The sequence below is a fragment of the Streptomyces poonensis genome (genome assembly GCF_014650915.1).
In the GTDB taxonomy this organism is placed as follows: domain Bacteria; phylum Actinomycetota; class Actinomycetes; order Streptomycetales; family Streptomycetaceae; genus Streptomyces; species Streptomyces poonensis.
Map to the genome: position 1 here is coordinate 155,535 of NZ_BMVW01000002.1, position 23,231 is coordinate 178,765.

21 protein-coding genes and 1 pseudogene are annotated in these 23,231 nt (G+C 71.8%); 16 read left to right on the plus strand and 6 right to left on the minus strand.

Going from position 1 to position 23,231, the window contains the following annotated elements; genetic code table 11:
• Positions 1 to 143: 143 nt before the first annotated feature.
• Complete coding sequence (locus IE242_RS07610) at positions 144 to 536, plus strand: cupin domain-containing protein (protein ID WP_189856690.1); 393 nt, start codon at positions 144 to 146, stop codon at positions 534 to 536.
• A 33-nt stretch (positions 537 to 569) separates the two neighbouring features.
• The gene (locus IE242_RS37435; protein WP_229858421.1) at positions 570 to 1,250 is read left to right on the plus strand and encodes a hypothetical protein; all 681 of its coding nucleotides are present in this window, start codon (positions 570 to 572) and stop codon (positions 1,248 to 1,250) included.
• Between the two features lie 81 nt (positions 1,251 to 1,331).
• On the opposite strand, the gene IE242_RS07620 is transcribed toward IE242_RS37435, so the two are convergent.
• The 4 genes from IE242_RS07620 to IE242_RS07635 all read right to left on the minus strand — a co-directional run bounded on the left by IE242_RS07620 (position 1,332) and on the right by IE242_RS07635 (position 5,572).
• Positions 1,332 to 1,607: a hypothetical protein gene (locus tag IE242_RS07620; RefSeq protein WP_189856692.1), complete on the minus strand. Its 276-nt coding sequence runs from the start codon at positions 1,605 to 1,607 to the stop codon at positions 1,332 to 1,334.
• Positions 1,608 to 1,863: 256 nt separating this feature from the next.
• Entirely contained in the window at positions 1,864 to 3,999 is a 2,136-nt protein-coding gene (locus tag IE242_RS07625) for a xanthine dehydrogenase family protein molybdopterin-binding subunit (RefSeq protein WP_189856694.1), read from the minus strand.
• The gene (locus IE242_RS07630) at positions 3,996 to 4,985 is read right to left on the minus strand and encodes an FAD binding domain-containing protein (protein WP_189856696.1); all 990 of its coding nucleotides are present in this window, start codon (positions 4,983 to 4,985) and stop codon (positions 3,996 to 3,998) included. The genes IE242_RS07625 and IE242_RS07630 overlap by 4 nt, the downstream gene beginning before the upstream one ends.
• Positions 4,982 to 5,572, minus strand: a complete 591-nt coding sequence (locus IE242_RS07635) for a (2Fe-2S)-binding protein (RefSeq protein WP_189856698.1) — start codon at positions 5,570 to 5,572, stop codon at positions 4,982 to 4,984. The genes IE242_RS07630 and IE242_RS07635 overlap by 4 nt, the downstream gene beginning before the upstream one ends.
• A gap of 187 nt (positions 5,573 to 5,759) precedes the next feature.
• Here IE242_RS07635 and IE242_RS37440 point away from each other — a divergent pair.
• Together IE242_RS37440 and IE242_RS07645 are read left to right on the plus strand one after the other, a co-directional pair.
• Positions 5,760 to 5,924 (plus strand): annotated as a pseudogene (locus IE242_RS37440) (MFS transporter); the annotation flags it as partial.
• A 305-nt stretch (positions 5,925 to 6,229) separates the two neighbouring features.
• Complete coding sequence (locus tag IE242_RS07645) at positions 6,230 to 6,898, plus strand: Type 1 glutamine amidotransferase-like domain-containing protein (protein ID WP_189856699.1); 669 nt, start codon at positions 6,230 to 6,232, stop codon at positions 6,896 to 6,898.
• An 83-nt stretch (positions 6,899 to 6,981) separates the two neighbouring features.
• Here the strand turns inward: IE242_RS07645 and IE242_RS07650 are convergent, their stop codons facing one another.
• Positions 6,982 to 9,591 carry a glycoside hydrolase family 9 protein gene (locus IE242_RS07650; protein ID WP_373299492.1) on the minus strand — a complete coding sequence of 870 codons (2,610 nt, stop codon included), beginning with the start codon at positions 9,589 to 9,591 and terminating at the stop codon, positions 6,982 to 6,984.
• A gap of 592 nt (positions 9,592 to 10,183) precedes the next feature.
• Here IE242_RS07650 and IE242_RS07655 point away from each other — a divergent pair.
• Positions 10,184 to 11,263 (plus strand): serine hydrolase domain-containing protein, encoded by a 1,080-nt coding sequence (locus IE242_RS07655; protein ID WP_229858424.1) that lies wholly within the window; start codon positions 10,184 to 10,186, stop codon positions 11,261 to 11,263.
• 209 nt (positions 11,264 to 11,472) lie between these two features.
• Here the strand turns inward: IE242_RS07655 and IE242_RS07660 are convergent, their stop codons facing one another.
• Positions 11,473 to 12,768: a CitMHS family transporter gene (locus tag IE242_RS07660; RefSeq protein WP_189856700.1), complete on the minus strand. Its 1,296-nt coding sequence runs from the start codon at positions 12,766 to 12,768 to the stop codon at positions 11,473 to 11,475.
• 374 nt (positions 12,769 to 13,142) lie between these two features.
• Here IE242_RS07660 and IE242_RS07665 point away from each other — a divergent pair, with 374 nt between their 5' ends.
• The 11 genes from IE242_RS07665 (at position 13,143) to IE242_RS07715 (ending at position 23,170) form a co-directional block, all read left to right on the plus strand.
• Entirely contained in the window at positions 13,143 to 13,856 is a 714-nt protein-coding gene (locus tag IE242_RS07665; RefSeq protein WP_189856701.1) for a FadR/GntR family transcriptional regulator, read from the plus strand.
• Positions 13,857 to 14,401: 545 nt separating this feature from the next.
• Positions 14,402 to 15,106 (plus strand): aspartate/glutamate racemase family protein, encoded by a 705-nt coding sequence (locus IE242_RS07670; RefSeq protein WP_189856702.1) that lies wholly within the window; start codon positions 14,402 to 14,404, stop codon positions 15,104 to 15,106.
• Entirely contained in the window at positions 15,103 to 15,939 is an 837-nt protein-coding gene (locus IE242_RS07675; RefSeq protein WP_229858428.1) for a sugar phosphate isomerase/epimerase family protein, read from the plus strand. Before IE242_RS07670 ends, IE242_RS07675 begins: the two co-directional genes overlap by 4 nt.
• Before the next feature lie 64 nt (positions 15,940 to 16,003).
• Positions 16,004 to 17,089, plus strand: a complete 1,086-nt coding sequence (locus IE242_RS07680; RefSeq protein ID WP_189856703.1) for an isocitrate/isopropylmalate dehydrogenase family protein — start codon at positions 16,004 to 16,006, stop codon at positions 17,087 to 17,089.
• Positions 17,090 to 17,187: 98 nt separating this feature from the next.
• Entirely contained in the window at positions 17,188 to 18,459 is a 1,272-nt protein-coding gene (otnK, locus tag IE242_RS07685) for a 3-oxo-tetronate kinase (RefSeq protein WP_189856704.1), read from the plus strand.
• A complete protein-coding gene (gene otnC / locus IE242_RS07690; protein WP_189856705.1) occupies positions 18,456 to 19,100 on the plus strand; it encodes a 3-oxo-tetronate 4-phosphate decarboxylase in 645 nt (214 codons plus the stop codon). Before otnK ends, otnC begins: the two co-directional genes overlap by 4 nt.
• Before the next feature lie 80 nt (positions 19,101 to 19,180).
• Positions 19,181 to 19,672: a ribonuclease E activity regulator RraA gene (gene rraA / locus IE242_RS07695; protein WP_189856707.1), complete on the plus strand. Its 492-nt coding sequence runs from the start codon at positions 19,181 to 19,183 to the stop codon at positions 19,670 to 19,672.
• Between the two features lie 44 nt (positions 19,673 to 19,716).
• Positions 19,717 to 20,886: a DUF475 domain-containing protein gene (locus IE242_RS07700; protein ID WP_189856709.1), complete on the plus strand. Its 1,170-nt coding sequence runs from the start codon at positions 19,717 to 19,719 to the stop codon at positions 20,884 to 20,886.
• The gene (locus tag IE242_RS07705; RefSeq protein WP_189856711.1) at positions 20,883 to 22,262 is read left to right on the plus strand and encodes an NAD-dependent succinate-semialdehyde dehydrogenase; all 1,380 of its coding nucleotides are present in this window, start codon (positions 20,883 to 20,885) and stop codon (positions 22,260 to 22,262) included. Before IE242_RS07700 ends, IE242_RS07705 begins: the two co-directional genes overlap by 4 nt.
• A gap of 57 nt (positions 22,263 to 22,319) precedes the next feature.
• Positions 22,320 to 22,778 carry a cupin domain-containing protein gene (locus IE242_RS07710; RefSeq protein WP_189856713.1) on the plus strand — a complete coding sequence of 153 codons (459 nt, stop codon included), beginning with the start codon at positions 22,320 to 22,322 and terminating at the stop codon, positions 22,776 to 22,778.
• A 95-nt stretch (positions 22,779 to 22,873) separates the two neighbouring features.
• Positions 22,874 to 23,170, plus strand: coding sequence for an antibiotic biosynthesis monooxygenase family protein (locus IE242_RS07715; RefSeq protein WP_189856715.1), 297 nt, complete (start codon positions 22,874 to 22,876; stop codon positions 23,168 to 23,170).
• The last annotated feature ends 61 nt before the right edge of the window (positions 23,171 to 23,231 follow it).

Consider the following 23,231-nt stretch of genomic DNA (forward strand, 5'->3'; position numbering starts at 1 on the left):
GGAGGGTGGGCGTCCGGTCATGGTCGGCGGTCCGCGGCGCTGTTCCGGTCAGCGCCCGCCGTGCTGCTCGGAGCCGGGTGACTCGATGTCCCGTACTGCCCGCATATGATCACCATGAAGGTCTCGTCCGGGAGGAACAGCGCGTGTGCGAAACCGTCGAAGCCGCGGGTGCGGATCCTGAGCCCGTCCCCCGTTCCTTGTGCGATGTGACGCGCCTCGTCGCCTCGCCCGCGTCCGCCGGAGTCGCGTGGAAGCTGACCGAGGCCGGGCGGCAGCTGGATGCGAATGTCGTCCATCTGCCGCCGGGCAGACGCGTGGACGCGCATGTCGAGCCGGATCTGGATGTGCTGCTCCTCGTCGTCGCGGGCGAGGGCACCGTGACCGGTGCCGACGGGAGTGAGGATCTCACGGAAGGGACGTTGCTGTGGCTCCCCCGTGGCAGCCGTCGCAGCCTTGCCGCGGGGGATGACGGTCTGTCCTATCTGACGGTGCACCAGCGGCGCCCCGGCCTGTCGATTCGCCCCCGCAGGGACTGATCACCCCACGGTGACGAGCTGTTCGACGACGCCATGCTCCCGCCCGTCGGCACCTCGCCCGACCAGTACGCACAGCGCGCGGGCGACCGCGACGACCTCTTTCTCGTCCTGGACGACGACGGCACGGTGCGCGGCCACCGCGGCCCGTGCCGGGAGGTCTTCGCGACCCAGGACCTCGACCGGGTGCTGTACTTCGCCGCGGAGGAAGCGGTCCGTCATCTCGCCGAGTACATCGTGGCCCGCTCTCCGGGGCACGGCCCGGTCGCCAACCTCGTCACCGGACAGGCCGAGATGCTGGACGAGATCGACCCCGCATGGGGAAGCGCGTTCCGCGGCGGCGGCATGGACGGCACACGGACGGCACAGCCGTGCGGACGGGACCCGTGGGAACGCCTCGCCCGGATCGCCGGCTCATGGCGCGAGCAGGCCCCCTACACCACCCTCGCCTTCTTCGCACGAACACGTCGCCGGGCATTCATCCGGATGTCGACGGAGTGTCACGCCCCGGCCACGCGCGCTGCCCATGAGCCAGGAAAGGCTCGGACGCGAGCACACACCACGAACAGGAGAACGGTACCGGTGAACGGCTTTCTCATGACTGTACTGGCCAAGGCGGCCATGGCGCTCGCCGAGGCCATCGTCGTACGCCTGGCGTTGGAACTCTGGGACACGTACGTGCGGTCGCGCGGCACCTCCGCACCCGCGACCGCCTGACGTGACACGGACGCTTCCGTGAGCTGGGCAGCGTCGGCGCCGGGCAGGGCGGACCGCTGCTGAGCGCCGACGTGTGTGCCGTCAGGTCTTCGTCTCGGTGGACTCCTTCTCCCCCGGCTCCTCCTGACGCTCCATCCCTTCTTCCTTGCCCCGGCCGCGCAGAACGGCCGTGGCGCCGCCGATGGCCAGAGCGACGGGCCATTCGAGGGCTCCGGCCAGCGCGAGTGCGCCCAGGCCGCCGTAGAAGAGCACGTCCCCGGCCGGCAGCCGTGATGTGAGTGTCCGTGTGTTGGCCACGACGTCCCCCGCGGTGAAGTAGGGGATGCGGACCGGCGCGTGGACATCCAGTGTGTGCATACGCAGCGACTGCTCACCCCTGTCGGGAGATCGCGGCTGTTCCGTCTCCTTGGTGCGGGATGTGCCGCGTGCCGCGGTGGTCTTGCGTCCAGTAGTGGCTGTACTAGGCATCGCCACCCCCTCGATTCGTCCGAGTACGGTGTGCTGTGCGTACGCCCATTCTCCCGCGCACACCGCGTCGGGGAAGCGTTCGCGGGCCACGGGCCGGTCTCTTCCGACGTCGGATCGTCCGGGCTCGTCCGGGCCCGTCCGGGGTCTAGTCCGACGACAGCCGTCGCAGGAGCTTGTCCAGGGTGATCGGCAGGTCCCGGACACGGACTCCGGTGGCGTGGTGCACGGCGTTGGCGATCGCCGCGGCGGTGCCGACGATGCAGACCTCGCCAATGCCCTTGGCCCCCATCGGGTTGGTGTACCGGTCCTCCGTATCCAGCCAGTACGCCTCAAGCGCGCCGACGTCGGCGTTGGTGGCGATGTGGTAGGCGGCGAAGTCGGAGTTGACCACGTGCCCGGTCCGGGGGTCGAGCACCCCCTCCTCGTGCAGCGCCATCGACAGGCCCATGGTCATGCCGCCGAGCAGTTGCGAACGGGCCGTCCTGGGGTTGATCACCCGGCCCGCGTCGAACACCCCGAGCAGCCGCGGCACCCGCACCTCGCCGGTGCCGACATGGACCCGGACCTCGGCGAACTGGGCTCCGAAGCTGTACATCCCGTAGCGGGCGGCGTCGGCGTTGTCGGGCATGTCGGCGGTGACCTCAAGCCCTTGCGGGGGGACGGTGCCGCCGTGGCGGGACTCCATGAGCGCCCGCAGCCTGCGGGCCGTCTCGACGACGGACGTGCCCCAGCTGTTGATCCCCGAGGAGAGCCCGGCGGGCGAGGCGTCGGGCAACGCCGTGTCCCCGATCCGCAGTTCCACCTCCGCGACGGTGACGTCCAGCGCGTCCGCGGCGATCTGGGTGAGCGCCGTCCAGGTGCCGGTGCCGATGTCGGCGGCGGCGATCATGACCGTGTAGTGCCCGTCGGGGCCGACCCGGATCGTCGTGGCGTTGCCCGGGAAGCGGGGCGAGGGGTACGTCGAGGCGGCCACGCCCGTTCCGACCAGCCAGTCCCCGTCCCGCCGCGCCCGGACGGCGGGGTCGCGTCCTGCCCAGCCGAACCGCCTGGCACCGTCGCGGAGGCAGGCCACCAGGTGGCGGCTGGAGAACGGGAGGCCGGTCTCGGGGTGGCTGCCGGGCTCGTTGCGGATCCGGAACTCGACGGGATCCAGACCGCAGGCGGCGGCCATCTCGTCCATGGCCGACTCGAGCGCGAACATGCCCTGGGCCGCTCCCGGCGCCCGCATGATCGTCGGCACCGGCAGGTCCAGGGGTGCCAGGCGGTGAGTGGTGCGCCGGTGAGGAGCGGCATACATCCAGCGGGTGCATTCCGCGACCTGTTCGGCGTACCCCTTGGCCTTGGCGGTCTGCTCGATCACGTCGTGGGCGATCGCGGTGAGCCGTCCGTCCGGGCCGGCGCCGAGCCGGACGAGCTGAACGGCGGCGGGCCGGTACCCGACCAGGGAGAACATCTGCCGGCGGGTGAGCGCGAACTTGACCGGCCGGTCGACGACCTGAGCGGCCAGCGCGGCGAGGACGGCGTACCCGTGCGGGGAGATCTTCGCGCCGAAGCCGCCCCCGACGTACGGGGAGACGACGCGGACCCGCCGCGGCTCGAGCCCGAGCGCGGCGGCGATCAGGTCCCGGCTCACGGTCGCGCCCTGCGTGGAGCAGTGGACCGTCAGCTCACCGCCCTTCCAGACGGCCACGGCGGTGTGCGGCTCCATCGGGTTGTGGTGGTTCATCGGCGTGGTGTACGTCGCGTCCAGCGCCACCTCCGCCGAGGCGAGAGCGGCTTCGACGTCTCCCAGGGCGGTGTCGGCCGGCGAGCCGTTCTGGAGTTCCCCGCGGCCCCGGCCGAACCTGGCCGCGTTCAGCGGCTTGTAGAGGTCGTCGCGATCGGGCCGCAGTACGACGTCGTGCGGCCGCTCCGCGCACTCCACGCGCACCAGGTGCGCGGCGTGCCGGGCGATCTCGGGAGTCTCGGCGATCACGCCACCGATGATCTGGCCGCGGTAGCGGATCTCGTCGGTCTGCAGCACCGCCAGTTCGGCGTCGTCGGCCACGGCCAGGCGCGGGGCGTCGTGGTGGGTGAGCACGGCGAGCACGCCCGGTTCGGCACGCGCGGCGGCGACGTCGAGGCCGGTGACGCGCCCGGCGGCGACGGTGGCCTGCAGCGGGTACAGGTAGGCGGGCCGCTCGACCGGGTGCTCGAAGGCGTAGGGGGCGGCGCCCCGGACCTTGGCCGGTGCGTCCAGCCGGTCGAGCGGTGTGCCGATGGCTCGCGGAACGATGCTCACGGTGACCTCTCCGCCAGATCGAGGAGGGTGTCGACGATGACGTTGCGCGCGAGCGGGACCTTGAACGCGTTGCCGGGCAACGGCCGGGCGGCGGCCAGTTCGGCCTCCGCGGCGGCACGGAAGCGTTCGGCGGTCGCGGGCGCGCCCCGCAGTGCCCGCTCGGCCGTGGTGGCCCGCCACGGTTTGTGGGCCACACCGCCCAGCGCGATGCGTACGTCGCGTACGGCACCGTCGGCGATGTCCAGCACGGCGGCGACGGAGACCAGTGCGAACGCGTACGAGGCACGGTCGCGGACCTTGCGGTAGCGGGACCTCGCCGACCGTGCGAGCGGCGGCACGTCCACGGCCATGATCAGCTCGCCGTGGTTCAGGACGGTGTCGCGCTCGGGCTCGTCGCCGGGCAGCCGGTGCAGCTCGGTCAGCGGGACGGTCCGTTCCCCGTCCGGCCCGCGGGTGCGGACGAGCGCGTCGAGCGCGGCCAGCGCGACGGCCATGTCCGACGGGTGCGTCGCGACGCACTGCCGCGACCAGCCGAGAACGGCGAGTTCGCGGTGGTGCCCGTCCCGTGCCGGGCAGCCCGTTCCCGGCTCGCGCTTGTTGCACGGAGTGGTGAGGTCCTGGAAGTACACGCAGCGCGTGCGCTGGAGCAGGTTCCCGCCCGTGGTGGCGACATTGCGCAGTTGCCCCGAGGCAGCCGCCAGCAGCGCCTGGGAGAGCACCGGGTAGCGCCGCCGGACCGTGCGGTCGGCGGCCAGTTCGCTGTTGGTCACCGTGGCCCCGATGCGCAGGGTCCCGTCGGGCAGTCGCTCGATCCGGTCGCAGGCCAGCCGCCGGACGTCGACAAGCAGCTCCGGCGTGGTCACGCCCAGCCTCATCAGGTCGACGAGGTTCGTACCGCCGGCGAGGAACGCCCCGTTCGGGGCCTGGGCGAGCATCGCGACCGCCGTCGGTACGTCGTCGGCGCGCTGGTAGCGGAACGGTTTCATCGGCGTGCCGCTTCCGCGATGGCCGGCCGGATGTTGGCGTAGGCGCCGCAGCGGCACAGGTTGCCGCTCATCCGCTCGGCGATTTCGGCGTCGTCGAGGACGACTTCTTCGGCCTCGACGGCTTGGTGGGTTTGGTGGGTTTGGTGGGTTTGGTGGGCTTGATTGGGTTGACCGGGTTGACCGGGTTGATCGGCGTCCGGATCGGCGCTCACCGCGCTCGGCCAGCCCGCCCGCGCCTCCGCCAGCATCCCGACCGCCGAGACGATCTGGCCCGGCGTGCAGTAGCCGCACTGCAACGCGTCGTGCTCGATGAACGAGCGCTGCATGGGGTGCAGGCCGTCACCGTCGGCCAGCCCGGCGGCCGTGACGATCTCCACGTCCTCGTACGCCACCGCCAGCGCCAGACAGCTGAGGGCCCGGCGGCCGTCGAGCAGTACGGTGCAGGCGCCGCACTGCCCGTGATCGCAGCCCTTCTTCGGGCTGGTGATCCCGAGCCGTTCGCGCAGCGCGTCCAGCAGGCTCGTGCGGGTGTCGACGACGAGGGCGTACTCCTGCCCGTCGACCCGCAGCGTGATCTTCATGTCCACGGGGCACTCCCCCAACACCACGTGCCGGGACTACGGCAGACACTGCCACTGCACGACAGAGCCTCCCGCGAAGTCCCGTCAGGGGCAAAGCCGTTGGGCTTCGGCAAGCCAAGACGATCAGCATGCTCCGGGCGGCGGCGGAACCTTGTCGGGTGCGACGGCCGAGACCCATGATGTCCGCGTGAACATCCACCAGGAGGGAGGGTCGCGGGGGACGCCCGCCGGGTCGGTCGCGCTGGCGCTCGGCGGCTTCGGGATCGGCCTCACCGAGTTCGTGATCGCGGACCTGCTGCCGCAGGTGAGCCGGGATCCGGACGTCTCCGAGGCCGCGGCCGGGTGGCCCGTCTCGGGATAGGCCCTCAGCGTCGCGATCGGCGCGATCCTGCTGACCGCCGCCACGACCCGCCGTTCGGTGCCCTGGTCGGCGAACGTCTCGGCCTCCAGGCCGAGCGTCACGATCGCGGCGCCCACGTACAGCGGCGCGGTGTAGCCCAGGCCGGCGCTGATCGCGAGGCCGCCGAGCCAGGCGCCGAGGGCGTTGCCGACGTGGGCGCGGCACCTTATCGGCGCTGCCGTCGGCAACGACGAGGCCACCACCCGGCGAGGGCGGGAGCAAGTGCGTTGCGCACGCCTGGCCTGCCGTGGTTGGCTCCCGCGGTGAATCTTCTGTTGACGTCCGGCGGCCTGCGCAACGAAACCTTGCGGGAAGCGCTGCGGGACATGCTGGGAAAGCCCTTCGGGTCCGCGAACATCGTGTACATACCGACGGCGTCCGTCGCCGAATCCGGGGACCACGGGTGGTTCGTCGCGGACATCAACCGACTGCACGGCCTCGGCTGGCGGGAGTTCGACGTCCTGGAACTGAACGGTCTGCCGCAGAAGACGGTGCTCGACCGACTGCTCCGTGCCGACGTCGTCCACGTCGGCGGCGGCAACCACTACCACCTCGCGCGCAGCATCACCGGGAACGACCTCGCCGAAGGCTTTCTGAGGGCGCTGGAGAGCCGGGTCTACGTAGGAGTGAGCGCCGGATCGATGATCTTCAGCCGGAACCTCACGGAACACTCCGCCGACGTCATCGGGGACGCCGGCGACCTGCACGCACTCGGCGCGACGACCGTGGAGCCGCCCTTCGGGCTCTTCGACTGGTATCTGAAGCCGCATCTGTACTCGCCGGACTTCCCGGAGCGGGACGACGCCTGGGCAGATCGCATCGTCGAACGGGCGGACTTCCCCGTCCACTTCATCGACGACGAGACCGCCGTCCGCGTCAGTGACGACAAGGTGGACGTCGTCTCCGAAGGCCGGTGGCGGTTCCATCCGTAAGGCGTACGCGGCAACCGGCCGGTGCACCGCCACGAGGGGCGCCGCACCGGCCGGTCCTCACCGATTCCGGCGTTGCCGGTGATCTACCGGACCACGCCGCAGCTCTTGCCGCCGAGCGTGAAGGCCTGCGGATCGGACGGCGAGCCGCTCGCCGTGCCGTTGAAGCCGAAGTTCACCGTGGCGCCGGGCGCGATGGTGGTGTTCCAGCTCTCCGGCCGTGCGACCACGTCCCGCCCGGTCTGGGTGACCTTGGCGCTCCAGGCCTGGGTGATGCGCTGGTCGTCCGCGAAGGACCACTTCAGCTCCCAGGGGCTGATCGCGGTCTCACCGGTGTTCTTCAGCGTGACCTGCGAGGTGAAGCCGCTGTTCCAGCGGTACGAGTGGTAGGTGACCTCGCACACCTCGCCGCCGCCGGGGTTCCCACCGCCCGGCTCCCCGCCGCCGAGGTCGTCCAGGTACGACGCGACCCAGGCCAGCGGGGCGTTCCAGTTGATGGTGATCTCGTTCGTCGCCCAGGACTCGATGTCGTCGATGTAGCACATCGCGGGGGCGCAGCCCTTGAGCTTGTCCTGGGCCACCGGGTCCTCGATGCCGACGTTCGGGCCGCCCGCGACGGAGCCGGGCGCCGGGTTCGGCAGCGAGGCGTCGAGCTGGTGCGCCCAGAAGCGGTGGTGCTGGTTGCGGGAGTCCCGCTCGCCGTAGCCCGTGATGTAGGACTGGTTGAGCGGGTTGCGGCCGAGCAGGTACTCCATGCCGTGCAGCACCGCGTCCCGGTAGCCGGTCTCACCGGTCAGGTCGTGGGCCGTGGCGAGGACGACCATGTTGTTGAGGACCTGACTGTTGGAGCCCCAGACATAGGCGTCGTCCTCCGGGGCGTACGGCACTCCGTAGGCCGAGTTGCGGGAGTCCGCCGCATAGCCGTCGGCCGCCTCCAGCACCATCGCGCGGACCGAGGAGAGCTGGCTGCCGGTGAGCTTGCTGGGCACGGTGGCCAGGCTCAGCGCGCCCAGCCCGCCCACGGAGCCCCAGGACAGCCCGCCGCGGGGGAAGACCGCGTCGGTGTCACCCTGCAGCGGGGACTCCAGCACCGCCTGGCGGAAGGTGTCCTCGCCCGTGGTCACGAACAGCTCGGCCGCCGCCCAGTAGAACTCGTCGCGCACATCGGTGTCGGGGTAGGCGCCGCCGCCCACGCCGTCGTTCGGGTCGGCCAGCACGTCCGGGTGTGCCTTGGCGGCCGCCCAGGCGCTGCGGGCCGTCTTCAGGCACTTGGCGGCGAACTCCGCGTCGTACGGCTTGAACAGCCGGGCGCACTGGGCGGCGGTGGCCGCGACATTGAGGGTCGCCGCCGTGGTCGGCGGGTGCAGTTCGCGGGGCTGCGGGTCCGCGGACGGGAGCAGCGGCAGCCCGGTCCAGGCGCGGTCATGGATCTTGTGGTGCACCATGCCGGCCAGCGGCTCGCCCTCGGGCACCTGCATCCGCATCAGGAAGTCCATCTGCCAGCGGGCTTCGTCGAGGATGTCGGGGATGCTGTTGCCGCGCTCGGGGACGCGGAGCTTGCCGTCGCCGAGGGCGGTGCCGTCCGCGCCGTCGGTGTGCAGGGTGCGCTCGTAGGTGGCCATCACCTGGGCGACGGAGATACCGCCGTTGACGACGTACTTGCCGTGGTCGCCCGCGTCGTACCAGCCGCCGGAGACGTCGAGCCGGTAGTCGCAGTCGCCCGCCTGGCACGGCACGTCGGTGTCGCCCTGGTTGGGCGCCACGCCGATGTGCCCGGCCGGGCGCGCGTACTCCTCGCCGACGAGGTCCCCGTCGATCTCGATGCCGCTGCGGTTGTGGTAGAAGTACGCGAGCGAGTCGCTGCGCAGGTCGGAGTAGAGGTCGTCACCGATGGTGAACGGCTCGCTGGTCTCCTCACCGATGCTGACGGTGTAGCCGTCACCGGCCTTCGTGACCGCGCTGAAGTCGAAGGTGTGGACGTTCTGCCGGGAGGTGGAGTCGACGCCCGCCGGGCTGGTCCTCCCCCGCGCCCGCTCCGTGCCGTCGCCGTCCTTCAGCACCCAGGTCTGGGGCTCGGTGCTCTCGGTGACGAAGGTTCCGGTCTTGGGCCCGTCGGTGAGGTATCCGACCTGGTTCACACGCACCGGTGAGCCGGTGTCCGGCTCGTAGACGGGCGGCTCCGCGCCGCCGGTCAGCGAGACGTCGTCCACGCAGAAGGTGTACGCCCCCTCACCGCCGCCCACCTGGAAGGCGAGCTGGGCCGCGGTGTGGTCGGCCCCGGCGGTGAAGACGTGCTCGAAGGTCTCCGCCGTCGTCCCGACCGGGTCGGCCGCGTTCAGCTCGGCGGTGTACGGCTCGGTGGCCATCTGCACGTTGGCGCGGATGGTGAGCGGGGTGGTGGAGGTGGCGGTGTAGCGCAGGGTGTAGCTCTCGCCCGTGGTCAGGGGCAGGCCGTTCTGGCCGAGGATGGCGTCCCAGGGGTTGGCCGTACCGGCGGGGACATCGGCGCACAGGCGTCCGTCGACGACGGCGCCCGGGGAGTTCTCGGTCCACCACCAGCCGGTGGTGCCGGCCGAGAAGTCGCCGTTGGAGACGAGTTCGGGTCCGTCCGCCGCGCGGGCCTCGGCGGCGGTGGCGGTGGCGGACCCTGCTATGGCGCCGCCCAGCAGTCCGGCCACGGCGACGGTGGCGAGCACCGCGTGTCTGCGGCGGCGCGTTCGTCCGCGCCGGGCCGGCGCGGGCAGCGGGGATCGGGGGGATGGAAGGTGGGGCACGGCTCAGTGTCCTTCCGCACGGGAGGGGCGGGAGTGGTGACAGTGATGACAAGTGTCGAACGTTCGACTTTGGGAGCGCTCCCACGGCATCGTGGTGCCGCCCGGGGCCCCCGTCAAGATGTCGTCACCGTCGGAGGCCGATGGATTGAGCACCACGACTGTGCCCGCTGTGAGCAAAACCCGCTCATCTACAACTTCCGCCACCGTCACGGCCTGGCTCCCGAAGCCGGCCACGGCTCCCGCTCGCAGACGGTCAGAAACGCGGCACGCGCAGGGTCGACCCCGCCGACGCCCCGGCCCGTGCCCACGCGCCCGGTATGGCCGCGTGTGGCTGACTCGAGGATCTCGGCACCCCGCGCGGGCCGGTGCCGGTGCCGGTGAGGTGTCGCCGCAGGCCGCACGGTCCTCGCCGCGGCGGGGCGGTCACGGTAAAGCGGTTGCCCGCGGGCAGGAAGCTGACGATCATCACCGGGGTCCGGTGAACATCTTCTGCGTGGGAGCTGCGGTGGCGATCGTGACGAGGGCTGACGGATGCGATCCGGCTCGTCTGGAGGAAGCGGTCACCGAGGTGGCGGCGGAGAAGGGGTTCTCCGGCACGGTCCGTGTCACGCGGCGGGGAGAGCCCGTGCTCGCCCGCGCGTTCGGGATGGCGTCACGGCGGTGGTCCGTACCGAACTCGTGCGACACGCGCTTCCGGGTGGCGTCGGTCTCCAAGACGTTCACAGCGGTGGCCGTCCTGCAGCTCGTCGAGCGGAAGCAGGTCCGCCTGGACGACGCGCTGGTGGACTTCGTGAAGGACCACATGCCCCGGCTCGATCCGCGTGTCACGGTCCGTCACGCCCTGACGATGACGGCGGGCATCGGGGACTGGTTCGAGGAGGGCAGCGACGACTGGGCGGCCGAATGGGCCGCCCTCACTTCCTCCCACCCGCTCTACCTGCTGCGGAGCAACAAGGACTACCTGCCGCTGTTCACCGGCAAGCAGTCCCACTTTCCTCCCGGCGAACGTCATCTCTACAACGGCGCCGGGTACATCCTGCTCGGCCTGCTCATCGAATCGGTGACCGGCCGCTCGTACGAGGAGGTCGTCGCCGAGGACGTCTTCGCCCGTGCCGGAATGGGCACGGCGGGCTTCTGGGCCCTGGACGACCTGGGGCCGGACATCGCCGAGGGATACCTCACCCCCGCAGACAGCCCCACCCCGTACCGGACCAACCACTACGCCACCACTCCCGCTGCCGCCGCCGACGGAGGGGCCGTCTGTGCCGCCGCCGACCTGACGGCTTTCGCCGACGCACTGCGCGGCGGGCGGCTGCTGAACGAGGAGACCACCCGCCTGGCGCTCACCCCGCAGGTCGACGAGCGCGAGGAGAAGGTCCGCGGCTACCGCTGGATGTACGGCTTCGGCCTCACCCACATCCTCGACGACGAAGGGACCGTCGTCCGCTGGGGCCACACGGGCGAGGAGGACGGTGTCAGTGCCCGCCTCTACCACTACCCGCGGCACGGTCTGGACGTCGCCGTCCTCGGCAACATCAGCTGGTGCGCCGGCGACATGGGGTGGGCGGTTCACGACGCCGTCGAGGGCGCCTGAGAGCCTGGGCGGACCCGATGGGCTCGGCGGGCCCGGCGGGCTCGGCGGACCTGCCAGGTGAGCAGAACGCGAATGCCCGCCGGGCAGGTGAGCGGGAGCCAGTGCCAGCCAGTGACCGCCGGCCGAGCGAACAGGACGCGCCCCGCCGTACGTCTCGCGGGGCGCGTCCGCCGCTGCATGCCGTAGGGCGGGGGTTTCCGCCCGGCGGCTCAGGTGACGCTGATGGCGCCGGTGACGACGGCGAACAGGATGTAGGCGGCGGAGACGAGGATGCCCCAGCGCAGGGCGTGCTTCTGGAAGTCGCCGAGTTCGGTCCTGACCAGGCCGAGGAGGACCCAGAGGGGCGCGCTGGTGGGGCCCATCGAGTGGAGGATCTGGCCGATGGCGCCGGCCCGGGCGATCTCGTTGGCGTCGATGCCGTAATGGGCGGCCGATTCGGCGAGGACGGGGACGACGCCGAACCAGTAGCCGTCGTTGGACATGAAGAAGCCGAGCGGCAGGGCGAGGACGGCGGTGAACAACGGGATGAGGTTGCCCATGGAGTCGGGGACGATCGCGAGGGCGGCGTCCGCCATGGCCTTGATCATGCCGGAGTCGGTCATGATGCCGGTGAAGACGCCGGCGGCGAGGACGAGGATCACGACGGGCACCGCGTTGGCGGCCTGGCGCTTGATGAGGTCCTGCTGATCGCCGATGCTGCGGACGTTGACGAGCAGGGCGATGACGAACGCGACCATGAACAGCACCAGGAGGTCGGCGACCTCCAGGATGAGCAGCACCATCAGCAACAGGGTGAGGCCGGCGTTGAACCACATGCGCCAGTCCGCCTTCACCGGTTCGAACGCCTCGCCGGAGGCGATCTCCAGCTTGTAGGCGGCGAGCTTCTCGGCGTCGATCTTGTGGCGTTCCCGCAGGCCGAGCCAGTACGCGACGGCGATGATGGCCAGGCTGGTGAGGGCCATGGGACCGATCATGTGGACGAAGTAGTCACCGGCGTTCAGGTGCAGCACGCTGATGCCGCGGGTGGCGGCACCGCCCCAGGGGGTGGTGCCGGAGATGGTGCCCAGTGCCATGGTGGCGAGGGTGGCGAGGATGAGGGGATTCATGCCCAGGCGCCGGTAGATGGGCAGGAACGCCGAACAGATGATCATGTAGCTGGTGGTGCCGTCGCCGTCGAGGGCCACGCACAGCGCCAGGACCGCGGTGCCGACGCAGATGCGGACCGGATCGCCTTTGGAGGCGCGGACGATGGCCTGGCAGACCGGCTCGAAGAGCTTGGCCTCCATCATGAGGCCGAAGTAGAGGACGGCGAACAGCAGAAGCGCGGCGGTGGGCGCGACGGTGTCCAGGCCGTTCATGATCATGTCGCCGAGCTCGGCTCCTTCGCCCGCGACGAGGGCGGCGGCGATCGGCGTGAGCATGATGGCGGTGAACGCGGAGAGGTACTTCCGCATCACGAGCAGCATGAAGCTGCCCAGGGTGGCGAAGCCGAGGACGGCGAGCATCGTTGCTCCTTGGGGCAGGGCTGAAGAGCCGCTGTTGGTCGGGCGGCGGAGGGGACTTCGCTGCTCAGTGCGTGGCGGGCCGGGCGGCGTCCGGCAGCGGTGGTGGCGCCGTGCTCGGCTCGAGCAGCGGGGCGGTCATGGTGCGTGCGGCTCCTGTGGGTGCGTGCCCGCCCGGCGCTGGGCGTGGCGAAGCCCGGTGAACGCGGCGGACGGCGAGGGTGCGCCTGACGAGGCGAGGGCTTCCCGGGCGGCTGTGGAGATCGAGGAAGACCCATCACCGGCGTTCCGGACAACCGGTTAACCGGATTGCCGGTAGGTAACTAGAATCCTGCTGTCGCGTCAATACCTGCGTCCATACCGAAGTGAGGAATGCGATGGCCGAACTCGCCAGGATCACGGTCGAGCCACGGGAGCCGCTGGCCGCCGAGGTCTCCCGCCGACTGATCGACTACCTGATGTCCGGCGAGGTGCAGCCCGGCGACCGCATCCCCTCCGAGCGGCAGCTGACGGAGATGCTCGGGGTGAACCGGCCCACCGTGCGGGAGGCGATCAAGTCGCTCGGCTTCCTCGGGCTGCTGGAGATCCGGCAGTCCAGCGGGACGTACTTCCGCGGCGCCGACTCGGATGTGCTCTACCGGCTGTTCGAACTGGGGCTCGTCCTGGGCGAGCGGGGGGCCCGGGACATGGTGCAGGCCCGTGCGGAGCTGGAGGTGGTCGTGGCCGGCCTGGCCGCACAGGCCCGTGACGAGGCCGGGGTCGAGCTGCTGCGCGCCCGCCTGACCGCCATGCGGGAGTGCTCGGACGAGGAGTTCCCCGAAGCGGACACCGCCTTCCACGCGGCGCTCGGGGAGCTGGCCGACAACGTGGTGCTGCGGGACATGCTCAAGGGCATGCGGGCGATGATCCAGCGCGGATGGGTGGAGCGCACGGGGTCGGTACGGACCCGCAAGGTGGCCTACGACGACCATGTGCCGATCTTCGAAGCGGTCGCCCGGGGGGACGCCGAGGCCGCTCGCTCGGCGATGGCCGCCCACATGGAGGGCGCGTCCCGGCGCCTGATGGAGGCACTGGAGCAGCGCGAGGAGTAGTCCGCCTCGCTCTGGGGCGTTCCACCTGGGTCGTACCTCGCCGGGGCGTCCCGCGCAGGCCGTATCTCGCCTGGGCGTCCCGCGCCAGGCCGTATCCCGCCTGGCGGTATCCCGCCTGGGCGTCCTGTGCCGGGTCGTCCCGCGCCAGGCGGCCCTACCTCGCCTGGGCGTCCCGCGCCGGGTCGTCCCGCGTCGGGCCGGTGGACCCCGCGCCGACGGGCCATGGACCGAAGGACCATGAACTGGCACCCTCCGGACCGTCGGCCTCCGGGTCGCCCCCCGGGCCGGCACCCCCCGAACCGGCGACCCCCGGACCGGGACCCCCGGACCGGCAACCTCCACACCCACAAGGTCAACCGGTTGACCGGTTTACCGGTTGCTTCTACAGTGGCGGCACGGCAGCAGCACGAAACGCTGCCGTCACCCCATCCGAGCCTGCGAGCCTGCTCACCCTCCGCGTCACGGAGCGTTCCCCGCGCGGACCGCGGCGGGCCGGGATCGGGACCCTTGCCGGTCCCCGCCTACCGGAAGAGGAAGAAGCCCCGGTGATCGAACCCCAACCCCTGGTCGCCATGATCCACGCCGTGCCGGCCGCGGCCCGCACCGCCCAGGAGGCGTTCGCGCATGAGTTTCCGCAGGCCACGGTCTGGAATGTGCTGGACGACCGGCTGCTGGACGACGCCCGCGCCGTCGGCGGCCTCAGCGACGCGCTGCGCCGGCGCATGCTCCGCCTCATCGGCCATGTGATCGAGGGCGGCGCCCAGGCGGTGCTGCTGACGTGCTCCTCCTACGGAGAAGTGGTCGACACCGCCCGCACCCTGTGGGACGTGCCCGTCCTGAAGTCCGACGAGGCGATGTTCCAGGCCGCCCTGGCCGGCCCGTTCGCACGGGTCGCCGTCGTCGCCTCCACCGCGCCCGCCGTCCCGGCCGCCGTGGCCCAGCTCGAGGCGCTCGCCCCGGCGGTGCGGGCCGGCCGGCCCGTCGACATCGTCACCGCGCTGAGCGAGAGCGCGGCCGGTCCGGCCGATGCCGAAGAGACCGCCCGCCACCTGGCGGACGCCCTCCAGGCCGCCGGAGCCGGCGACGCCGACGCGGTGCTGCTCGCCCAGTACTCCCTCACCCCGGCCCGCGCGGCCCTGTCCGCCCTGCTGGGCGTGCCCGTCCTGGACGGTGCGGGCGCCGCCGCCCGTGAACTGCGCGGCCTGCTCACCCGCGCTCCCGGCCGGGCGGAAGCCGCGGTGACGCCGTGACCGCGCCCCTGCCCTGGCCGCTCGCCTACACCGTCTCCGGCGACGACTGCCGCACGCCCGTGCCGCTCGGCTTCGCCGCACCGCTCGCCGAGGCCGTCCGGCAGCTGGCCGAACTCGGCTACGACGGTGTCGAGGTCCAGGTCCGTGAGGTCACCGCGCACGACGCGGACGCACTGGTCCGGACCGTCGGGGGAAGCGGCCTGACCGTCCTCGGCATCGCCACCGGACCGGTCGCCGGGCAGGACGGCCTGACGCTGACCGACCCCTCGCCGGACGTACGCCGTCACGCCCTCGACCGGCTGCTGGGCGCGGCCCGCCTGGCCGGAGCCCTCGGCGTACCGCTGACCCTCGGTCAGACCCGCGGCAGATTCCTGCCGGGGCTGGAGGACGTGCAACGGGCCTGGGCCACGGGGGCGGTGCGGCGGCTGGCCGAGGAAACGGCCGCCTGCGGCAGCCGACTGCTGCTGGAGCCGCAGTCACGGGCCAACACCTCCCTGTGGCACACCCCCGAGCAGGCCCTCGCCGTCGTCGAGGCGTTCGACGCCCCGGCCGGACTGGTCCAGGACACCCACCACCTCGAAGCCGAAGGCATCGACGCCGTGCGGGCCGTCACCGACCACGCCCGCGTGACCGGATGCCTCCAGCTCGCCGCATCCGGCACGCGGGGCCCGCTGGAGGCCGGCGACCCCCGGCTGCCCGCCTTGTTGCAGGCCCTGCACCAGGGCGGCTTCACCGGGTGGCTGACGCTGGAACACACCCAGGACGATGACAGCCGCGAGGCCGCGGCCCGGTCCCGGACCGCCCTCACCCGAGCCGCCGCCACCCTGACGTAGCAGCCGCTACCGGCCTCGCCCCCACACGACCGACAGATCCAGATCCCCAGAGAGGAACCGCACCATGAGCACCACCACCTACCGCCTCGGCGTCCTGGAGGGCGACGGCATCGGCCCCGAGATCGTCCCCTCCTCCGTGGAGATCGCCACCGCCGCCGCCCGGGCCGCCGGCGTCTCCGTCGACTGGGTGACCCTGCCGCTCGGCGCATCCGCGATCGAGTCCCACGGCACGCCCGTCCCCGAGGAGACCTCAAAGGCCCTCGCCGGTCTGGACGGCTGGTACCTCGGCCCGCACGACTCCGTCAGCTACCCCGAGCCGCACAAGTCCGCCCTCAATCCCTCGGGCACCCTGCGCAAGCACTTCGAGCTGTTCGCCAACATCCGCCCCGCCAAGAGCTTCCCCGGCGCCAAGGCCGTCTGCGACAGCGCCGACCTGGTCATCGTCCGCGAGAACACCGAGGGCTTCTACGCCGACCGCAACACCTTCGCCGGCACCGGCGAGTTCATGCCCACGCCCGACACCGCGATCGCGATGGGCATCATCACCCGCGAGGCCACGGAGCGTGTCGCCCGGGTCGCCTTCGACCTCGCGCGCTCGCGCCGCAAGAAGCTCACCATCGTCCATAAGGCCAACGTCCTCAAGCTCACCACCGGCCTGTTCCGCACCGTGTGCCAGGAGGTCGCCAAGGACTACCCGGACGTGGCCGTGGACGACTTCCACATCGACGCCATGACCGTCCACCTGGTGCGGCGCGCCCAGGACTTCGACGTCATCGTCACCGAGAACATGTTCGGCGACATCCTCTCCGACCTGGCCGGCGAGATCTCCGGCTCGCTGGGCACCGCGCCCTCCATCAACGCCTCCGCCACCACCGCCATGGCCCAGGCGTCCCACGGCTCCGCCCCCGACATCGCCGGGCAGAACATCGCCAACCCGGTCGCGATGATCCTGTCCGGCGCGATGCTGTTCGAGTGGCTCGCCGCCCAGCACGGCGACGAGAAGCTCGCCACCGTCGCGAAGACCATCGAGCAGGGGGTGGCCGACGCCATCGCCGCCGGCACCTCCACCCGCGACCTCGGCGGCTCCGCCTCCACCACCGAGTTCACCGCCGCCGTCATCAAGGCCATCGGCGCCGCAGGCCAGAACTGACCCATCCGCTCCGGGGCGGGTGACTCCGCCGCCCGCCCCGGTCCCACGCTCCGCCCGCACGCCCGCACGCCCGTACGCCCGAGGAGAGACCCCCGACCATGACCCTGCGCATCGGCTGCACAGCCGACGACTTCACCGGCGGCACCGATGTCGCCGCCGCCTTCCGGCGGGCCGGCCTGCGCACCGCCCTGGTCTTCGGCACCCCGGACGGGACCACCGCGCTGCCCGCCGACTGCGACGCCGCCGTGGTCGCCCTGAAGTCCCGTTCCACGCCCGCCGACGAGGCCGTCGCCGACTCGCTCGCCGCCCAGCGCTGGCTGTGGAGCAAGGGCGCGGCACAGGTCTACTTCAAGTACTGCTCCACCTTCGACTCCACCGACCGGGGCAACATCGGTCCGGTCACGGACGCGCTCCTGGACGCCGCCGGTGCCGCCGTCACGCTGCACTGTCCGGCCTCCCCGCCCAACGGCCGCACCGTCTACCAGGGGCATCTGTTCGTCCACGACCAGTTGCTGTCCGACTCCCCCCTGCGCCACCATCCCCTCAACCCCATGACGGACTCCGCACTGGTGCGCCTGCTGTCCGCGCAGACCCGCCACCAGGTGGCCCTGATCGACTGGCACACCGTGCGCCGTGGCGTCCAGGCCGTCCGCGAAGCGCTCGTGGCCCATCAGCAGTCCGGTGTACGGCATGTCGTCGCCGATGCCCTGACCGACGACGACCTTGCCGTGCTCGGTGCCGCCGCGCTCGAACTGCCGGTCGTCGCCGGGGCCGCCGGACTGGCCGAGGGACTCGGGCATGCCTACCCCGCCGCCGGGCCGGCCGCCGGCGAGCCGCTGCCGCGCGGAGGACGGGCAGCCGTCCTCGCGGGCAGCTGCTCCGCCCGCACCCTGGAGCAGATCGCGCACTTCCACGCCGCCGGCCTGCCCTCCCTCCGCCTCGACGTCCTGGCCGCCGCCTCCGGCCGCGACGTCACCGGCGAGGCACTGGCCTGGTACGAGCGGCAGGATCCCGAGCTGCCCGTCCTCGTCCACGCCTCCGCTTCGCCGGAGGAACTGGCCGCCGTCCAGGCCCGGCTCGGTGTCGCCGAGGCCGCCGCACGGGTCGAGGAACTCCTCGGCACCCTCGCCTCCCACCTCGTCGAACGCGGCGTACGGCGGCTGCTCGTCGCGGGCGGGGAGACCTCCGGCGCCGTCACCACGGCCCTCGGCATCCGGACCGTCCTGGTCGGCGAGGAAGCCGATCCCGGCGTGCCCTGGACCCACGCCACCACCGGGGCCGGAGACGTGGCCCTCATGCTCAAGTCCGGCAACTTCGGCGCCCCCGACCTGTTCACCCGCGCCCTCGAAACCACCGGGAAGGCCACATGACCGCCTACACCGACGAGACGGCGGCGCGCGCGCTGATCGTACGGACCGCCCGCTCACTCTTCGGGCGCGGACTGACGCACGGTTCCACCGGCAACCTGTCCGTCCGCCTGGCCGACGGCAGCCTGCTGCTCACCCCCACCGGCGCCGGCCTCGGCACCGTCATGGAGACCGAGCTGTCCCGCACCGACTTGACGGGCCGTCACCTCGACGGCCCCCGGCCCACCAAGGAGGCGTTCCTCCACGCCGCCTTCTACCGGGCCCGGCCCACCGCACACGCGGTCGTCCACCTGCACAGCCCGCACGCCGCCGCGGTCTCCTGCCTCGGCGGCCTCGACCCCGCGAACGTCCTCCCGCCGCTGACCGCGTACTACGCCATGCGCGTCGGGACCCTGCCCCTGCTGCCGTACCACGCTCCCGGCGACAGCGGCCTGGGGCCCCTCGCCGAGCGGACCGCCCGCACCCACCACGCGGTCCTCCTCGCCAACCACGGTCCCGTCACGGCCGGAGCCACGCTGGAGCAGGCGGCGGACGCCATCGAGGAGCTCGAGGAGACCGCGAGGCTCCACCTCCTCCTGCGGGGGCACACCACCCGCCCCCTCACCCCCGAACAGGCTGCCGCGCTCGCTCCCGCACTCCCCTGACGGGCCGCGCTCGCTCCCGCATCCCCCTGACGCCCCGGCAGGAAGCCGGCGCCGCAGCCCCTAGCGAAAGACCGCCATCAGTGCCCCGAACAGTCAGCCTCGTCCCCACCGCCGACCTCGTCGACCAGTACGGCCCCGCCCTGCGGGTGTGCGATCTGCCGTTCCGCCAGTTCGGCGCCCGGCGCGGTTTCGCCGGCCCCGTCCGTACCGTCTCCTGCCACGAGGACAACGGCCTGCTCCGCGATCTCCTGCGCACTCCCGGAGACGGCGGTGTCCTCGTCGTCGACGGGCAGGGCTCCCTGCGCACCGCCCTGGTCGGCGATCTCATCGCCACCGCCGCTCAGGACAACGGCTGGGCCGGCCTCGTCCTCCACGGCGCGGTCCGCGACAGCGCCGCCCTCGCCGGCCTCCGGCTCGGCATCAAGGCGCTGGGCACCATCCCCCGGAAGAGCGGCAAGGACGCCACCGGATCCGTCGACGTCCCCGTCACCATCGGCGGCATCATCTTCCGCCCCGGTGACATCCTCCACGCCGACGACGACGGCATCGCTCTCCTCCCCGATCACGCCTGACCACACGGCGCAGGGAGACCCGTACCCACAGGATCGAGGAGCCAGTGCTTCTGAAAACCTTCGGCTGGTCGTTCGCGGTCACCGCGCTCGGCCTCGTCGCGGCCGTCCTCTACGGGGGATGGACCGCCTTCGGCATCGCAGCGATGCTGTCGATCCTCGAGATCTCGCTGTCCTTCGACAACGCGGTCGTCAACGCCGGAATCCTGAAGCGGATGAACGCCTTCTGGCAGCGCGTCTTCCTGACGGTCGGCATCCTGATCGCCGTCTTCGCGATGCGGTTGGTCTTTCCCGTGGTCATCGTCGCCGTCAGCGCGCGACTGGGTCCGATCGAGGCCGTCGACCTCGCGCTGACCGACCAGGACCGTTACCAGGAACTGGTCACCGACGCCCACCCGGCGATCGCGGCCTTCGGCGGCATGTTCCTGCTGATGATCTTTCTGGACTTCGTGTTCGAGGAGCGCGAGCACAAGTGGCTCGCCTGGATCGAGCGGCCGCTGGCCAAGCTGGGCAAGGTCGACATGCTCTCGGCCTGCGTCGTGCTGATCGTCCTGCTGATCACCTCGATGACCTTCGCCACCCACGCCCATCTGCACGCCGGGCCGGCCGACAAGGCCGAGACGGTGCTGCTCTCCGGGGTCGCCGGTCTCATCACCTACCTGGTCGTCGGCGGCCTCTCCGGCTACTTCGAGGACAGGCTGGAGGAAGAGGAAGAGCGCGGGCACGAGGCGGAGGAGGAGGCCGGGCGCGCCGGAAAGCGGCAGTCCCCCGTGCTGCTCGCGGGCAAGGCCGCGTTCTTCATGTTCCTCTACCTGGAGGTCCTGGACGCCTCCTTCTCCTTCGACGGCGTGATCGGCGCGTTCGCCCTCACCAACGACATCGTGCTGATGGCCCTCGGCCTCGGTATCGGCGCCATGTACGTCCGCTCGCTCACCGTCTACCTGGTCCGCCAGGGCACCCTCGACGACTACGTCTACCTCGAGCACGGCGCGCACTACGCGATCGGCGCCCTCGCCGTGATCCTCCTGGTCACCATCCAGTACGAGATCAACGAAATCGTCACCGGCCTGATCGGCGTCGTTCTGATCGCCGCGTCCTTCTGGTCCTCCGTACGCCGCAACCGCGCGTCGGCGGCCCGCCCTTCCCGCACACCACACTCCCCGAACAGCGGCGAAGTCCTGCCGCACCCCGAGCACACCGGAGAAACCTCCCGATGATCGTCTCCACCGACCCGGCCACGGGCGCCGAACTCGCCCGTTACCAGCCCCAGTCCGCCCAGGAGGTCGACGGCATCCTCGACGCCGCGGCCTCGGCGCAGGCCGCCTGGCGCCGGCGCCCGGTCACCGAACGCACGCCGCTGCTGCGGGAGATGGCCCGCGTCCTGCGTGAGGGCAGGGACACCTACGCGGCGCTGATCACCGCCGAGATGGGCAAGCCGATCACCGAGGCACGCGCGGAGATCGACAAGTGCGCCTGGACCTGCGACTACTACGCCGACCACGCCCCGGCCCAGCTCGCCGACCGCCCGGTCACCAGCAACGCCGCCGAGAGCGCCGTCGTGTACGACCCGCTGGGTGTGGTGCTCGCGGTGATGCCGTGGAACTACCCCTTCTGGCAGTTCTTCCGGTTCGCCGCCCCCGCGCTCGCCGCGGGCAACGGCGCCCTGCTCAAGCACGCCAACAACGTGCCGCAGTGCGCACTCGCCGTCGAAGAGGTCGTACGCAAGGCAGGCGCCCCCGAGGGCCTCTGCCGGACGCTGCTGGTCGAGGTCGGCCAGGTGGCCGGTCTCATCGCCGATCCGCGGATCGCGGCGGTCACCCTCACCGGGTCCACCGAGGTCGGTGCGATCGTCGCCGCCCAGGCCGCGGCCGTACTGAAGAAGCAGGTGCTCGAGCTCGGCGGCTCCGACCCCTTCGTCGTCCTCGCCGACGCCGACATCGCGCAGGCCGCCGCGACCGCCGTCAAGGCCCGCTACGTCAACGCCGGCCAGTCCTGCGTCAACGCCAAACGGTTCATCGTCGAAGAAGCCGTGGCCGATGAGTTCGTGCAGGCGTTCACCGCCGCCGCGGCCGCCCTGAAGGTCGGCGACCCGACCGACCCGGACACCGCGATCGGCCCCATGGCCCGCGCCAACCTCCGCGACACCCTGCACGACCAGGTCCGGCGCAGCGTGGCGGCCGGTGCCGTCCTCGCGCTCGGCGGTGAGGTGCCCGACGGGCCGGGCTGCTACTACCCGCCCACCGTTCTCGACCACGTCCGTCCCGGTACGGCCGCCTTCGACGAGGAGACCTTCGGCCCCGTCGCGGCCGTCACCCGCGCCGCCGACGCCGACGAGGCCGTCGCGCTCGCCAACCGGACCGAGTACGGCCTCGGTGCCGCCCTCTGGACGTCCGACCTGGACCGCGCCCGCCGGCTCGCCCGCGTCCTGGACGCCGGCGCCGTCTTCGTCAACGGCATGGTCGCCTCCGACCCGCGCCTGCCCTTCGGCGGCATCAAGAAGTCCGGCTACGGCCGGGAACTCGGCGCCGAGGGCATCCGCGAGTTCGTCAACGTCAAGACGGTCTGGATCGGCCCCGCCGTACCGGCCACCTGAGCCCGCCCCGCCCCGCTTCACCCCGCCCCGCCCGCCCCGAACACGGAGAGACACCTCATGAGCTCCACGCCCACCGATGACAAGCCCTGCTGCGGCGCCTTCCCGCCCGCCGTCCTGCGCCCGGCCGAGCTGACCGCCTTCAGCCGCGGAGGCGGCGCCCGTACCGTCCCCCTGGTCACCCGGGCAGTCGGAGCGGAGGTCTTCCTCACCGGCCAGACGCTCTTCGACGGCGGCGCCGGCATCCCGCTGCACACCCACAACTGCCCGGAGAGCGTGACCATCCTCGAAGGCGACGCCGTCGTGGAGATAGACGGCACCGAACACCGCCTGACCCGCTTCGACACCACCTACGTCGCCGCCGGCACCCCCCACCGCTTCCGCAACGCCTCCGCCACCGAGCCCATGCGGATCCTGTGGATCTACGCCTCCGTGGACGCCACCCGCACCCTCGTCGACACGGGGGTCACCGCGCGAGTCGACGCGGAGCACACCAAGCCCTCCGAGACCCGCGACTGACATCGCGACGACACCGCGACGACACAGGCAGGAAGAAGCCGGCAGAAGCAGAAAGAAGCCGGCAGAGACAGGAAGAAAGAAACAGGACCATCACCGTGATCACCGAGATCGCCCAGATCGAGATCAGCCCCGGCCACGAGGAGGACTTCGAGAAGGCCGTCGCCGAGGCCGTCCCCGTGTTCCTCGCGGCCGACGGCTGCCGTGGAGTCGACCTGCACCGCGGCGTCGAGCACCCCACGCGCTACCGGCTCATGGTCCAGTGGGAGACGGTCGAGCACCACACCGTCACCTTCCGGGCCTCCGAGGGCTTCACCCGGTGGCGGGCCCTGGCAGGCCCTCACTTCGCCGCTCCACCGCAGGTGGAGCACGTGCGCTCGGTTCTCGCCCCTTGATGCGCCGGGGGTCGCCGCGGTGGCTGGCTGGTGGTGGACCAGGCTGAGCAGCTGTTGCGGC

What these genes read in the sequence shown, in the direction of transcription:
- IE242_RS07630 (WP_189856696.1), bottom strand. Translation starts at nt 4,985, where the DNA reads ATGAAACCGTTCCGCTACCAGCGCGCCGACGACGTACCGACGGCGGTC.
- IE242_RS07710 (WP_189856713.1), top strand. Translation starts at nt 22,320, where the DNA reads ATGAGCTCCACGCCCACCGATGACAAGCCCTGCTGCGGCGCCTTCCCG.
- IE242_RS07620 (WP_189856692.1), bottom strand. Translation starts at nt 1,607, where the DNA reads ATGCACACACTGGATGTCCACGCGCCGGTCCGCATCCCCTACTTCACC.
- IE242_RS37435 (WP_229858421.1), top strand. Translation starts at nt 570, where the DNA reads ATGCTCCCGCCCGTCGGCACCTCGCCCGACCAGTACGCACAGCGCGCG.
- IE242_RS07660 (WP_189856700.1), bottom strand. Translation starts at nt 12,768, where the DNA reads ATGCTCGCCGTCCTCGGCTTCGCCACCCTGGGCAGCTTCATGCTGCTC.
- IE242_RS07665 (WP_189856701.1), top strand. Translation starts at nt 13,143, where the DNA reads ATGGCCGAACTCGCCAGGATCACGGTCGAGCCACGGGAGCCGCTGGCC.
- IE242_RS07705 (WP_189856711.1), top strand. Translation starts at nt 20,883, where the DNA reads ATGATCGTCTCCACCGACCCGGCCACGGGCGCCGAACTCGCCCGTTAC.
- otnC (WP_189856705.1), top strand. Translation starts at nt 18,456, where the DNA reads ATGACCGCCTACACCGACGAGACGGCGGCGCGCGCGCTGATCGTACGG.
- otnK (WP_189856704.1), top strand. Translation starts at nt 17,188, where the DNA reads ATGACCCTGCGCATCGGCTGCACAGCCGACGACTTCACCGGCGGCACC.
- IE242_RS07680 (WP_189856703.1), top strand. Translation starts at nt 16,004, where the DNA reads ATGAGCACCACCACCTACCGCCTCGGCGTCCTGGAGGGCGACGGCATC.